The organism is Streptococcus mitis, assembly GCF_047465045.1.
GTDB classification, from domain to species: Bacteria; Bacillota; Bacilli; order Lactobacillales; family Streptococcaceae; genus Streptococcus; species Streptococcus mitis_DT.
Window position 1 is genome coordinate 173,116 of sequence record NZ_JASHAR010000002.1, and the last position, 13,797, is coordinate 186,912.

Annotated in this window: 13 protein-coding genes and 1 pseudogene; all 14 read left to right on the plus strand. The window is 43.0% G+C overall.

Annotated elements, in window-relative coordinates; all coding sequences use genetic code 11:
• Nucleotides 1-22: 22 nt before the first annotated feature.
• Nucleotides 23-2,854, plus strand: a complete 2,832-nt coding sequence (uvrA, locus tag QM409_RS02470; protein WP_414305090.1) for an excinuclease ABC subunit UvrA — start codon at nt 23-25, stop codon at nt 2,852-2,854.
• Nucleotides 2,847-3,908, plus strand: coding sequence for a M24 family metallopeptidase (locus tag QM409_RS02475; protein ID WP_049515513.1), 1,062 nt, complete (start codon nt 2,847-2,849; stop codon nt 3,906-3,908). Before uvrA ends, QM409_RS02475 begins: the two co-directional genes overlap by 8 nt.
• 131 nt (nt 3,909-4,039) lie before the next feature.
• Nucleotides 4,040-4,438, plus strand: coding sequence for a transcriptional regulator Spx (gene spx / locus QM409_RS02480; RefSeq protein WP_000591165.1), 399 nt, complete (start codon nt 4,040-4,042; stop codon nt 4,436-4,438).
• Between the two features lie 65 nt (nt 4,439-4,503).
• Nucleotides 4,504-5,073 carry an SP0191 family lipoprotein gene (locus tag QM409_RS02485; protein WP_261015110.1) on the plus strand — a complete coding sequence of 190 codons (570 nt, stop codon included), beginning with the start codon at nt 4,504-4,506 and terminating at the stop codon, nt 5,071-5,073.
• 86 nt (nt 5,074-5,159) lie between these two features.
• Entirely contained in the window at nt 5,160-5,426 is a 267-nt protein-coding gene (locus QM409_RS02490; RefSeq protein WP_000507059.1) for an IreB family regulatory phosphoprotein, read from the plus strand.
• Between the two features lie 3 nt (nt 5,427-5,429).
• Nucleotides 5,430-5,849 carry a Holliday junction resolvase RuvX gene (gene ruvX, locus QM409_RS02495; RefSeq protein ID WP_033609357.1) on the plus strand — a complete coding sequence of 140 codons (420 nt, stop codon included), beginning with the start codon at nt 5,430-5,432 and terminating at the stop codon, nt 5,847-5,849.
• 15 nt (nt 5,850-5,864) lie between these two features.
• Entirely contained in the window at nt 5,865-6,170 is a 306-nt protein-coding gene (locus tag QM409_RS02500; protein ID WP_000017620.1) for a DUF1292 domain-containing protein, read from the plus strand.
• 256 nt (nt 6,171-6,426) lie between these two features.
• The gene (locus tag QM409_RS02505) at nt 6,427-7,677 is read left to right on the plus strand and encodes a bifunctional folylpolyglutamate synthase/dihydrofolate synthase (RefSeq protein ID WP_414305091.1); all 1,251 of its coding nucleotides are present in this window, start codon (nt 6,427-6,429) and stop codon (nt 7,675-7,677) included.
• Nucleotides 7,678-7,761: 84 nt separating this feature from the next.
• The gene (locus QM409_RS02510) at nt 7,762-8,226 is read left to right on the plus strand and encodes an SP_0198 family lipoprotein (RefSeq protein WP_414305092.1); all 465 of its coding nucleotides are present in this window, start codon (nt 7,762-7,764) and stop codon (nt 8,224-8,226) included.
• A gap of 193 nt (nt 8,227-8,419) precedes the next feature.
• Nucleotides 8,420-9,693: pseudogene (locus QM409_RS02515) on the plus strand (glycosyltransferase).
• Nucleotides 9,694-9,696: 3 nt separating this feature from the next.
• Nucleotides 9,697-10,677, plus strand: a complete 981-nt coding sequence (locus QM409_RS02520) for an NAD-dependent epimerase/dehydratase family protein (RefSeq protein WP_414305093.1) — start codon at nt 9,697-9,699, stop codon at nt 10,675-10,677.
• Complete coding sequence (locus QM409_RS02525; protein WP_414305094.1) at nt 10,652-11,467, plus strand: MBL fold metallo-hydrolase; 816 nt, start codon at nt 10,652-10,654, stop codon at nt 11,465-11,467. Before QM409_RS02520 ends, QM409_RS02525 begins: the two co-directional genes overlap by 26 nt.
• On the plus strand, nt 11,445-12,707 hold the full coding sequence (locus QM409_RS02530; protein ID WP_414305095.1) for a F390 synthetase-related protein: 1,263 nt from the start codon (nt 11,445-11,447) through the stop codon (nt 12,705-12,707). Before QM409_RS02525 ends, QM409_RS02530 begins: the two co-directional genes overlap by 23 nt.
• A gap of 14 nt (nt 12,708-12,721) precedes the next feature.
• On the plus strand, nt 12,722-13,666 hold the full coding sequence (locus QM409_RS02535) for a 3-oxoacyl-[acyl-carrier-protein] synthase III C-terminal domain-containing protein (protein WP_414305096.1): 945 nt from the start codon (nt 12,722-12,724) through the stop codon (nt 13,664-13,666).
• Nucleotides 13,667-13,797 lie beyond the last annotated feature (131 nt).

Consider the following 13,797-nt stretch of genomic DNA (forward strand, 5'->3'; position numbering starts at 1 on the left):
TAATGGACTAGAAAGAACAAAGATGCAAGATAAAATTGTCATTCATGGGGCGCGTGCCCATAATTTAAAAAATATTGATGTGGAGATTCCGCGAGACAAGTTGGTTGTCGTGACCGGCTTGTCAGGTTCAGGGAAATCCAGTCTGGCCTTTGACACCCTCTATGCGGAGGGACAACGTCGTTATGTGGAGAGTTTGTCAGCCTACGCTCGTCAATTCTTGGGGAATATGGAGAAGCCAGATGTAGATGCCATTGATGGTCTCAGCCCAGCTATTTCCATTGACCAGAAAACGACTAGTAAAAATCCTCGCTCGACAGTGGGAACCACGACTGAAATCAATGATTATCTGCGTCTCCTCTACGCACGTGTGGGGACGCCTTACTGTATCAACGGGCATGGAGCTATCAAGGCTTCTTCTGTGGAGCAAATTGTGGATAAGGTTTTGGAGTTACCTGAACGCCAACGCCTGCAAATCTTAGCCCCAGTTATCCGTAAGAAAAAAGGACAGCACAAGAGCGTCATTGAAAAGGTTCAGAAGGATGGTTATGTCCGTGTCCGTGTGGATGGGGAAGTCTATGATGTGACCGAAGTGCCAGAGTTGTCTAAGAGCAAGCAACACAATATTGATGTCGTGGTTGACCGTATTGTTATCAAGGAGGGCATCCGTAGTCGTCTCTTTGATTCTATTGAGGCTGCCCTTCGTATTGCAGAAGGTTATGTGATTATTGATACCATGGACGATTCTGAGTTGCTCTTCTCTGAGCATTATGCCTGTCCAGTTTGTGGTTTTACCGTGCCAGAGTTAGAGCCGCGTCTCTTCTCCTTCAATGCTCCTTTTGGCTCTTGTAGTGAGTGTGACGGCTTGGGTATTAAGCTGGAGGTGGATACTGATTTGGTAGTGCCAGACGCCAGCAAAACGCTACGTGAGGGAGCCTTGGCCCCTTGGAATCCTATCTCATCCAACTATTATCCAAACATGCTAGAGCAGGCTATGACAGCCTTTGGAGTGGATATGGATAAGCCTTTTGAGGACTTGTCAGAAGAAGACAAGAACTTGATTCTCTACGGCTCAGATGGCAAGGAATTCCATTTCCACTATGAGAATGAATTTGGCGGCGTGCGCGATATCGACATTCCTTTTGAGGGAGTTGTCAATAATATTAAACGTCGCTACCATGAGACCAATAGTGACTACACTCGCACCCAGATGCGCCTCTACATGAATGAGCTGTCTTGCGGAACTTGTCGCGGCTATCGTCTCAACGACCAAGCCTTGTCTGTCCGCGTGGGTGGTGAGCAAGGGCCGCATATCGGAGAAATTTCAGACCTGTCTATCGCGGACCACTTGGACTTGGTAAGCAAGTTGACTCTATCTGAAAATGAAGCCATTATTGCTCGGCCTATTCTCAAGGAAATCAAGGATCGTTTGACCTTCCTTAATAACGTGGGTCTTAACTATCTGACCCTGTCACGTTCGGCAGGAACCCTTTCAGGTGGGGAAAGTCAGCGTATTCGTTTGGCAACTCAGATTGGTTCTAACTTATCAGGTGTCCTTTATATTCTAGACGAGCCGTCAATCGGTCTTCACCAGAGGGATAATGACCGTCTGATTGCCAGTCTCAAAAAGATGCGTGATTTGGGTAATACTCTCATAGTAGTGGAACATGACGAAGATACCATGCGTGAGGCGGATTATCTGATTGACGTTGGTCCCGGTGCAGGTGTTTTTGGTGGAGAGATTGTCGCTGCAGGTACGCCCAAGCAGGTTGCTCGCAATAGCAAGTCTATCACAGGCCAGTACTTGTCAGGCAAACGTGCTATTCCAGTGCCAACAGAGCGCCGTGCCGGAAATGGTCGTTTTATCGAAGTGACAGGAGCGCGTGAGAACAACTTGCAAAATGTCACAGCTCGCTTTCCACTAGGAAAATTCATTGCGGTGACAGGTGTTTCAGGTTCAGGGAAATCAACCTTAATCAATAGCATTCTCAAAAAAGCCATTGCCCAGAAGCTCAACCGTAATTCAGACAAGCCTGGTAAATTTAAGACTATTACAGGGATTGAGCATGTAGACCGCTTGATTGACATTGACCAGAGCCCGATCGGACGAACGCCTAGGTCCAACCCAGCTACCTATACAGGAGTTTTTGACGATATACGTGACCTTTTTGCTCAGACAAACGAAGCCAAGATTCGAGGCTACAAGAAGGGTCGTTTCAGTTTCAACGTCAAGGGTGGTCGCTGTGAAGCTTGCTCAGGTGACGGGATTATCAAGATCGAGATGCACTTCTTGCCAGATGTTTATGTGGCTTGTGAAGTTTGCCACGGAACCCGCTATAACAGTGAAACCCTTGAAGTTCACTACAAGGAAAAGAATATCTCGCAGGTCTTGGATATGACGGTCAACGATGCGGTAGAATTTTTCCAACACATTCCGAAAATTCAACGCAAACTTCAGACTATCAAGGATGTGGGACTGGGCTATGTGACGCTAGGTCAACCAGCTACCACCCTTTCTGGGGGAGAAGCCCAGCGTATGAAGTTGGCTAGTGAACTCCACAAACGCTCGACAGGAAAATCATTCTACATTCTCGATGAGCCGACGACAGGTCTTCATACCGAGGATATCGCTCGCTTGCTTAAGGTTTTAGCTCGCTTTGTAGACGATGGCAATACAGTCCTTGTTATCGAGCACAATCTGGATGTTATCAAGACGGCAGACCATATTATCGACCTGGGTCCTGAGGGTGGTGTCGGTGGTGGAACCATCATCGCAACAGGAACCCCAGAAGAAGTAGCGGCTAATGAAGCCAGCTACACAGGACACTATTTGAAAGGAAAGTTACATCATGAATAAACGTGTACAAGCATTTCTCGCTAAAATGCAAGAAAAAGAACTAGATGGCATCATCATTAATAACCTTAAAAACGTCTATTATTTGACTGGTTTTTGGGGTTCAAACGGAACAGTTTTTATCAGCCGTGACCGTCAGGTCTTGGTGACAGACTCTCGCTATATCATCGCAGCCAAGCAAGAAACCAGTGGGTTTGAGATTGTGGCTGACCGTGATGAATTGGCTGTCATTGCAGGCATTGTCAAGGATATGGGCTTGTCTAGAATCGGTTTTGAGGATGAGATTTCTGTCTCTTATTATCACCGTATGCAGGCAACTTTTGAAGGAATAGACTTGCTGCCACAAACTCAGTTTGTTGAAGGCCTTCGTATGATTAAGGATGAGGCGGAGATTGCAGCTATTCGTAAGGCTTGTTCTATCTCAGACCAAGCTTTCCGCGATGCTCTTGACTTTATTAAGCCAGGAAAGACTGAAATTGAGATTGCCAACTTCCTTGACTTCCGCATGCGTGAGTTGGGAGCATCTGGCTTATCTTTTGATACGATTCTAGCTAGCGGTATCAACTCTTCCAAACCCCATGCCCATCCTATGCACAAACCAGTTGAACTAGGAGAAGCCATTACCATGGACTTCGGTTGCCTTTATGACCACTATGTCAGTGATATGACACGGACTATCTATCTGGGACATGTCAGTGATGAGCAGGCAGAGATTTACAATACGGTTCTCAAAGCCAATCAAGCCTTGATTGACCAGGCTAAGGCAGGATTAGGTTTCCGTGACTTTGATAAAATTCCTCGTGATATTATCATCGAGGCAGGCTATGGCGACTACTTTACCCACGGTATTGGACACGGTATTGGACTGGATATCCATGAGGAACCATACTTTAGCCAGACTTCTACAGAAACTATTAAAGCAGGTATGGCCTTGACAGACGAGCCAGGTATCTATATCGAAGGCAAATATGGTGTTCGTATCGAGGATGATATTCTGATTACAGAAACAGGTTGTGAATTATTGACCCTAGCTCCAAAAGAGTTGATAGTCATTTAGTTGTTTGTCAAGAAAAAAGTACGAAAATGACGAAAAAAGTCAAAAAAATTTAAAAATAGGTCGCAAGTCGGATGTTTTTTATGGTATAATAGACTAAACTGATAGTAACATGTAGCGAAAGGGGTAGGTACATGATTAAAATTTATACAGTCTCAAGTTGTACTAGCTGTAAAAAAGCAAAAACCTGGCTCAATGCCCACCAGTTAAGTTATAAAGAACAAAACCTTGGTAAAGAAGGAATTACGAGAGAAGAATTACTGGATATTCTGACAAAAACAGATAACGGAATAGCCAGCATCGTTTCGTCTAAAAATCGCTATGCCAAAGCCCTTGGAGTGGATATTGAAGATTTGAGTGTCAATGAAGTCCTCAATCTGATTATGGAAACACCGAGAATTTTAAAGAGCCCAATCCTTGTGGATGAAAAACGCCTGCAAGTTGGCTATAAGGAAGACGATATTCGTGCTTTCCTACCACGCTCTGTCCGTAATGTAGAAAATGCAGAAGCACGTTTGCGTGCAGCTCTATAAACATCAAGGCTGGGAGCAATTCCCAGTCTTATTCTATTTTAATTTCAAAAAGAAAGAAGAGAGAAATGAAAAGAATTGTTCTTGTTAGCCTAGCTTTCCTTTTTGTCCTGGTTGGTTGCGGACAGAAAAAAGAAACTGGAACAGCTACAAAAACAGAAAAGGATACGCTTCAGTCGGCATTGCCAGTTATTGAAAATGCTGAGAAGAATACAGTTGTAACCAAGACTTTGGTTTTGCCGAAATCAGATGATGGCAGCCAGCAAACCCAAACCATTACTTATAAAGACAAGACTTTTTTGAACCTAACCATCCAACAAAAGCGTCCAGTCTCAGATGAGTTGAAGACCTATATCGACCAACATGGAGTGGAAGAAACTCAAAAAGCTCTTCTTGAGGCGGAGGAGAAGGATGAGGCTATCATAGAAGCTCGTAAATTAGCAGGATTTAAGCTTGAAACTAAACTATTGAGTGCAACAGAACTTCAAACAACAACTAGTTTTGATTTTCAAGTTTTGGATGTCAAGAAGGCTTCTCAGTTAGAATATTTGAAGAACATTGGTTTAGAAAATCTCTTGAAGAATGAACCAAGCAAATATATTTCAGACAGATTGGCAAATGGCGCGACAGAACAATAGAAAATCCAAATAAATAGACTGCCTGAATTGTAGAACGTAAGGAATTATGCTATAATGGTACTATTCTAAGGAAAGAGGGTGTTAGAATGGGATTTACTGAAGAAACAGTACGTTTTAAATTGGACGATTCCAATAAAAAAGAAATTAGCGAAACTCTGACTGATGTTTATGCTTCGTTGAACGATAAGGGCTACAACCCAATCAACCAAATCGTAGGTTACGTATTGAGTGGAGACCCTGCCTACGTTCCTCGTTATAATAATGCACGAAATCAAATCCGTAAGTATGAGCGCGATGAAATCGTTGAAGAATTGGTCCGCTACTACCTTAAAGGACAAGGAGTCGATCTATAACCTATGAGAATTATGGGATTAGACGTCGGTTCAAAAACGGTAGGGGTGGCTATTAGCGATCCGCTCGGTTTTACAGCTCAAGGACTTGAAATCATCCAAATCAATGAGGAACAAGGCCAATTTGGTTTTGACCGCGTTAAGGAGTTGGTTGATGCTTACAAGGTGGAACGATTTGTAGTGGGATTGCCTAAAAACATGAACAATACAAGCGGACCGCGCGTGGAAGCTAGTCAAGCCTACGGAGCAAAGCTAGAAGAGCTTTTTGGTTTACCAGTAGACTATCAAGATGAACGCTTGACAACAGTTGCTGCAGAGCGCATGTTGATCGAGCAAGCAGATATTAGCCGAAACAAGCGCAAGAAAGTCATTGATAAGTTAGCAGCTCAGCTGATTTTACAAAATTATTTAGATAGAAAATTTTAATACAAAGGAGAGGCTATGTCACACGATCATAACCACGACCACGAAGAACGTGAATTAATTACACTAGTAGATGAGCAAGGAAACGAAACCTTGTTTGAAATCCTTTTGACGATTGACGGGAAAGAAGAATTTGGTAAAAACTATGTTCTCCTAGTACCAGTTAACGCAGAAGAAGACGAAGACGGACAAGTTGAAATCCAAGCTTACTCATTCATCGAAAACGAAGATGGAACAGAAGGCGAATTGCAACCAATCCCAGAAGACTCAGAAGACGAATGGAACATGATTGAAGAAGTCTTCAACAGTTTTATGGAGGAGTAAAAATATCCGGGGGATATTTTTACCCCAACTCCTGAAACTTAGAAGAGTTGGAATGTCCAGTGGATATTTTTACCCCAGTTCCTTTAAATAAGAAAGAACTGGTAAGTCTGGGGGACGTTTTATCCCAGATTAACATTCATAGGAGCTAGTTATTAGCTAACCAGGTAAGAGGTTGGGACGAAAATCCTGACCTCATTTTTTGTTATCTACGGAATTTTGCTAGATAATTGATTAGACTTTTGTCAAGGAGAGGTGTATGTTTGAAGTAGAAGAATGGCTCCATAGCCGGATTGGTTTGAATTTTCGATCAGGTTTGGGCCGAATGCAGCAAGCGGTGGATTTGTTAGGAAATCCCGAGAAGTCTTATCCTATTATCCACGTAACAGGGACTAATGGGAAAGGGTCTACCATTGCTTTCATGAGGGAATTATTTATGGGACATGGCAAAAAAGTTGCGACCTTTACCTCCCCTCATATCATCTCCATCAATGACCGAATCTGCATTAATGGACAACCTATAGCAGACGAAGACTTTATCTGTTTAGCTGAGCAGGTCAAGGTGATGGAAAAGACACTTGTGCAAACCCATGACCAGTTGTCCTTTTTTGAATTGTTGACCTTGATTGCTTTTCTCTATTTTAGGGAACAAGAGGTGGATTTGGTTTTACTAGAAGTGGGAATTGGTGGCTTACTTGACACGACCAATGTGGTAACTGGAGAGATCGCTGTCATCACCTCCATCGGGCTTGACCATCAGGAGACCTTGGGTGATAGTCTAGAAGCAATCGCAGAGCAGAAAGCTGGTATTTTCAAGGTTGGTAAGAAGGCAGTGATTGCGAAATTGCCTCCAGAAGCTAGGCTTATCTGTCAGAAAAAAGCTGAATCATTAGCTGTTGACCTTTATCAGGCTGGCCAGGATTTTTCAATGCTGAACGGTGATTTTTCAAGTTCTTTACTAAATCTTTCGCAGTTGAAAATAGGCTTGGAAGGAGCTTATCAGCAGGAAAATGCGGCCTTGGCGTTGCAAACTTTTCTTCTTTTTATGGGAAAAAGAAAGGAAGTTGTTGATGAGCAGGCTGTAAGAAAGGCCTTAGAACAAACACATTGGGCTGGTCGCTTGGAGCGTATTCGTTCTCAGATTTACTTGGATGGTGCTCATAACCTCCCTGCCTTGACTCGCTTGGTTGAGTTTATCAAAGAAAAAGAGCAAGAAGGATATCGACCTCAAATCCTTTTTGGAGCCTTGAAACGTAAGGATTATCAAGGGATGTTGGGGTATCTGACTGAAAATTTACCTCAGGTGGAACTCAAGGTGACCGGCTTTGACTATCAAGGTTCTTTGGATGAGACAGATGTAACAGGTTACGATGTGATTCCGTCTTACCGAGAATTTATTAGCAGTTTTGAAGAAAGAGCCGACGCGCAGGACTTGTTGTTCATTACAGGGTCTCTCTATTTTATCTCAGAAGTACGGAGCCATCTACTGGCCCATGAGCAGATAAATTGACCTCCTTTTTTGAACTTGTTATATTAGGGGAACTGCCAGTTAGAAGGAAGATTCTCTAAATCGGTAGCAGAAAGGAAATTCATTATGAAATTAAAAACATTCACACTTTCTCTTGCTTCTCTGGCAAGTCTTAGTCTCTTAGTAGCTTGTTCACAAAGAACCCAACAGGTTCAACAACCAGCAGCTCAACCGCAAACACAACAAACTCAGCAATCACAACCTGCTACTTCATCTTCTACAGAAAATACAAACCAGGCAGCAACAAGTTCTTCACAAAATGCGCCTGAGGCTCAACCAACTAATATTGATGGAACTTATACTGGTCAGGACGAAGGAGACCGGATCACTTTAGTGGTAACTGGAATAACTGGCACCTGGACACAGGTAGAAACTGACGGGGAACAAGAAATCAAACAGGTCAGCTTCGATGCCGCCAATCAACGCATGATTATTGGTGATGATGCCAAGATTTATGCAATCAACGGCAATCAGATGATTATCGACGATATGGATAGAGAAGCATCTGATCGCATCGTTTTATCCAAGTAAGGCTTACTTATCAAAAATTCCGATAAGATGAAAGATATTTGATCTATTACTCGATAAAAGTTAGATAAATCATACACATAAAGGAATGGGTCTTATACAAGATTCATTCCTTTTTCTTAAATATAAGTTTTACTTTTAGGGGTCGTACATTTTTTGAGTAGTTCTTTTTTTAAAAATTTGTTATGCTAGATATATGAAGAGAATCAAAATTGACGTTGTAGTACTCCCTTTAAGTGGTCATCTCTTCCCGACCCTGAATTTACTCGCACCTTTGTTGAAGGTTCCTTTGTATGAGATTCGATTATTTACAGGACCGCAACGAAAAGATGTCGCAGAGGAGATGGGATTTCAGGTGATTCCTATTTTAGAAAATTGTGTAGATGAGTTTGAGCGTGTAGCCAACAATGAAGGGCAGCTAAATCTTATTTCTGCTTATCGGCAGTTGTCAGCTAGTCTGGATTTGATCAATATAGTGTCTGACCAACTAGTGCAAGAATGGGAAAAAAATCGACCAGATATTGTTATTGCGGATTTTATAACTCTCTCTGGAGGACTTGTAGCGGAAGAGTTGGGGATTCCTTGGATTACCACTATGGCGACACAGTTTGCCATTGAAACAACAGATGGACCGCCTTGTTTCTTTGGAGGAATGGGCAGCCCAAAGACCCCTCTTCAATCTGCCCAGCAATGGCTAGGAAGAAAAGGGACTCGTTTAGGGAAACGAATCGTAACCTTTTTATTGAGAGAACGCTTGAAACGTTACGATTTTAAGCTCTACAATCAAAAAAATCAGGAAACCATTTATTCGCCCTATTCCATCTTGGGAATTGGGATGAAAGAGTTGGAGCTGAAAAGTGGTTTTCCAGAGCACTACCTTTGGGCAGGACCTTTTGGGTCTTCGATTGAGAGGGCAGAGAATTATCCCCTAGATTTGGCTCCTTATGCAGGGTATAAGAAGGTTCTTGTATCCTGCGGCACTCAGTTAGCATGGGCCAAAGACAATCTCCTCTACCAGACCCAACAATTGGCAAAAGAACATCCGGACTGTCATTTCTTTGTGACTCTGGGGTTCGGTGGACAAGACTTCCAATGTGAGGAGGTCATGGACAATGTTTCTGTGGTATCTTATCTTCCCTTCCCTATAAGGAATACATTCCCCAGATGGACTATGTGATTCATCATGGCGGCGCGGGTATTTTTTACCAATGTATTATCTATGGCAAGCCTGCCTTGATTCTCCCTCATGACTATGATCAGTATGACTATGCGGTTCGTGGGCTAGAGGCAGGGATTGCCCTGACTGCTAAACGAGAGGATAGAGAAGCGATTGGACACGCTTTTGATGAGTTATTGGCAAGAGATGGCTGGCCAGAATTGAACAAACTCAGTCGTGCAGCTCAGGTCTACCAGCCAACAGAAATCCTCAAGAATGAAATATATCGACTCTTGGGGGACAAGGAGAAATAAAATATGAAGAAAGTATTGGTAACGGGTGCTACGGGTTTTCTAGGCAAGTATGTTGTAGAAGAGCTCAGTCAGCATGGCTATCAGGTACGCGCTTTTGGACGAAATCGCAAGGTGGGTCAGTCTTTAGAGAACTCCCTAGTATCATTTTTTCAAGGAGATTTGACTAAGCCAGAGGATTTGGTTCAGGCTTGTCAGGGTATGGACATGGTTGTGCATGCTGGTGCTCTTTCTACCGTCTGGGGACCTTGGGAAGATTTCTACCAGACAAATGTCTTGGGGACCAAGTATGTTTTAGAGGCTTGTCGGGAGACGGGTATCCAACGCTTGGTTTACGTATCCTCACCTAGCATCTATGCTGCTCCTAGAGATCAGATGGCTATCAAAGAATGCGATGCGCCTCAGGAAAATAATCTAAACAACTACATTCGTAGTAAACTAGCTTCGGAGAAGCTGTTTAAGGATTATCCCGATGTTCCTAGTATGATCTTACGACCTCGTGGGCTTTTTGGGATTGGGGATACCAGTATTTTACCCCGGGTTCTCAAACTTAGTCAGAAGATTGGCATTCCCTTGATAGGGGACGGTCGTCAGCTCATGGATATGACCTGTGTGGAAAATGTTGCTCTGGCAATTCGCTTGGCACTAGAGGCCTCTCAAGCTAGTGGTGAAGTTTATAACATCACCAATGGAGAACCAAGGGAATTTAGGAGTCTGATAGAAGAAACCCTGAGAGGGCTAGGCTATCCGATAACATACAGAAGAGTACCGGCTCCTCTTTTGTCAGTTATTGCCAGTAGTTTAGAGTTTCTTTATAAGACCTTGAAACTCAAAGGTGAGCCAGCTATGACACGCTACACCTATTATTTGCTGAGGTATAGCCAGACACTGGACATCAGCAAGGCGAAGCGAGACTTGGGTTATTGCCCTCGAATCAGTATTTCAGAAGGGATTGAACAATATGTCAAAGATTATCGAAAGCATTGATTATTTCCCAGCAGGATACTGTACAAGTTATACAGGCTTGCTATTTAAGGGAGTCAAGAATAAAAAGATGAGATTCCCAGCTGGTGTCTTTCTGATTAAACACAGAGACAAAGGCTATTTGCTATATGATACGGGCTATCACTATGATATTAAGACGAAGCTTCGCTATGGTCTCTATCGTTTGGGAACGCCAGTTCAAATGACGAAGAAGGACCAGATTACATATTTGCTCAGAGCCAAAGGAATCAAACCAGAAGAAATTAACCATGTCATCCTGTCTCACTTACACCCAGATCATTTGGGAGGGACTAGCTTTTTTCCTAATGCAACCTTTCTCTTGACAAAAGAAGTGTATGAAGTTTATCAAAAACCTAAGTTGAAAGACTTGATTTTCAAGGAGTTTTTGCCAGCTTCTTTTGAGAAAAATCTAACCATTATCAGAGCTAACCAGCAGGATTCAACATTTCCCTATCGTCCGATTTGTGATCTTTTCGGAGATGGCAGTATCTTAGTTGCTTCTCTTGACGGGCATGCTAGGGGTCAAGCCTGTCTGTACCTTCCAGACTTCAATCTCCTCATTGCAGCAGACCTCTGTTGGGGAATTGACCTCTTACCTTATACCAAGCAGATGCACCTGATTCCTTCCTTGGTTCAGGATAATAAGGCCGATTATATCAGGGGGACAGAGTTTCTGGAGGAAGTCTTAAAGGACGGTATCGAGGTAGTTGTTAGTCATGACCCTATAGAAAGGATAGAGTCAATCTTACATGAAAAAAATAACCTTTCTTAAAACCTTTATCCAAACTCGATGGCTTCATCATTTCAAATCTCGAGAAGCTGTAGAAAACTATCAGAAAAGGCAATTAGCCAACTATATGGACTTTTTAAAGCGAGAGTCGCCCTACTTTAAAAATGGGGTTCCTAGCAACTTTGACCATATGGACAAGGGTTTTATGATGGAACATTTCAATGAGCTCAACACCCAAGGAGTGGATCGTGATGAAGCCTTATCCTTAGCTATTGAAAGTGAGAAGACCCGTGACTTCACTGAACTTAAAGGGGAAGTAGCCGTCGGTCTGTCTTCAGGGACGTCTGGACATCGGGGGCTCTTTATCACAACAGAGAAAGAGCGAAGTATGTGGGCTGCGGCTATCTTGGCAAAGATGTTGCCCAAGGGGCAGCTTTTTGGACACCGCATCGCCTTTTTCCTGAGAGCTGATAATGAACTCTATCAGACCATCAATACGGCGCTCATTCGTCTAGAGTATTTTGATATTTTCAAACATACAGATGAGCATATCGAGCGACTCAACAACTATCAACCAACGATTATTGTGGCGCCAGCCTCGATGTTGATTGAATTGAGCAAGCGTCTCAAGGATGGAGAGTTAGCTATTCACCCACAAAAAATCGTTTCGGTGGCGGAAATCTTGGAAGATAGTGATAGGGGACGGATCGCAGAAACCTTTTCTCTATCCATTATTGACCAAGTTTATCAGGCGACTGAAGGTTTTTTAGCCTGCACTTGCTCAGCTGGCAATCTGCATCTCAACGAAGACATTATCTATGTGGAAAAAGAATATCTGGATGATCGCCGTTTTTATCCAGTGATTACGGACTTTAAACGAAGCAGTCAGCCTGTTTATCGCTACCAGCTCAATGATATCTTGGTTGAAAATCCGGAGCCTTGTCCATGTGGCTCCTGCTATACACGTATTGACAAGGTCGAAGGACGCTCTGACGACATCTTCTATTTTGAAGGACTGGATGGGGGACATGTAACGATCTATCCAGACTTTATCAGGCGCTGCATTCTCTTTGTGGAGAATGTGGGAGATTACCAAGTCAAGCAGCATTCCGAGAAGTTAGTGGAAGTTTGTCTAAGTCAACTAGATGAGGACTTAGAGGCAGCTATTCTAGCTCAATTCCAACTCTTGGCCCAGCAAAAGCAGTTTATAGTTCCTGAAATCCAATTTTCGGATTATCACTGGGATACAAGTCGTAAACTCAAACGAATCCAACGTTTATGAAAGGACAAAAGACAATGACAGAAGTAACAAGACATGTAGAAATCGCAGGTTATGGCATTTGCCTTCCAAAAAATATGGTGCAATTTAAAGACCAGACCCGTTATCGTGTAGTGGAAAATGAAGAAACGCAACTAGATTTAGCAGAAGTGGCTATTCAGAGTGCACTTGAAAAAGCAAATTTAAAAATCGAGGATATTGATTGTCTGGTTTCGGCTAGTGCTGTTGGAGTCCAGCCTATTCCCTGTACAGCAGCATTGATTCATGAGCGCGTGGCAAAAGGACTCTCAATTCCAGCAATGGACATCAATACGACCTGTACCAGCTTTATTTCTGCTCTATCGACTATGTCCCACTTGATTGAGGCGGGTGAATATAATCGTGTCTTGATTGTGTCTAGTGAGGTTGGAAGTTTAGGGCTCAATCCCAAGCAAAAAGAAAGTTTTGAACTCTTTAGTGATGGGGCAGCAGCCTTTATTTTCCAAAAAAGCTATCAGGAAAAAGGGGTTATTGCTAGTCTCCAACGTACTTGGTCAGAAGGAGCACACGATACGGAGATTCGTGGAGGTCTGACTTCTTTTCAACCAAAAGAGTACTCTGAAGCGACTAAGACCAACTATATGTTTGATATGAAAGGTAAGAAAATTCTCCTCTTATCTGCTCGTAAAATCCCAGTCATGTTTGAAGAGTTTCAAGAAAAAACACAGCTAGCCTTGGCAGAAGTGGACTATATCATTCCTCACCAAGCAAGCCGTGCTCTTCCTTTGGTCATGGAAAAACTAGGTGTGGCCGAGGATCAGTACCTCAATCTCGTCACTGACTATGGAAATATGGTGTCAGTCTCTGTACCGTTTGGCTTAGCTTATTCTTTGGAAAATGGACTTATCCAGAAGGGGGATGTCGTCTACCTTATGGGAACTGCAGCCGGTATGACGGTCAATATGTTGGCTCTCAAACTGTAATACGCATCTGAAAGCATAATGGTTGAAACTTCCGCAAGAGTAAAGTGTTGCCATCTAGCTGTGAACTGATGTATACTAATGGAAATAACTATTAACTAGGTGGTCAGAGAGAAGGCTAAAAAAGAAAGGAA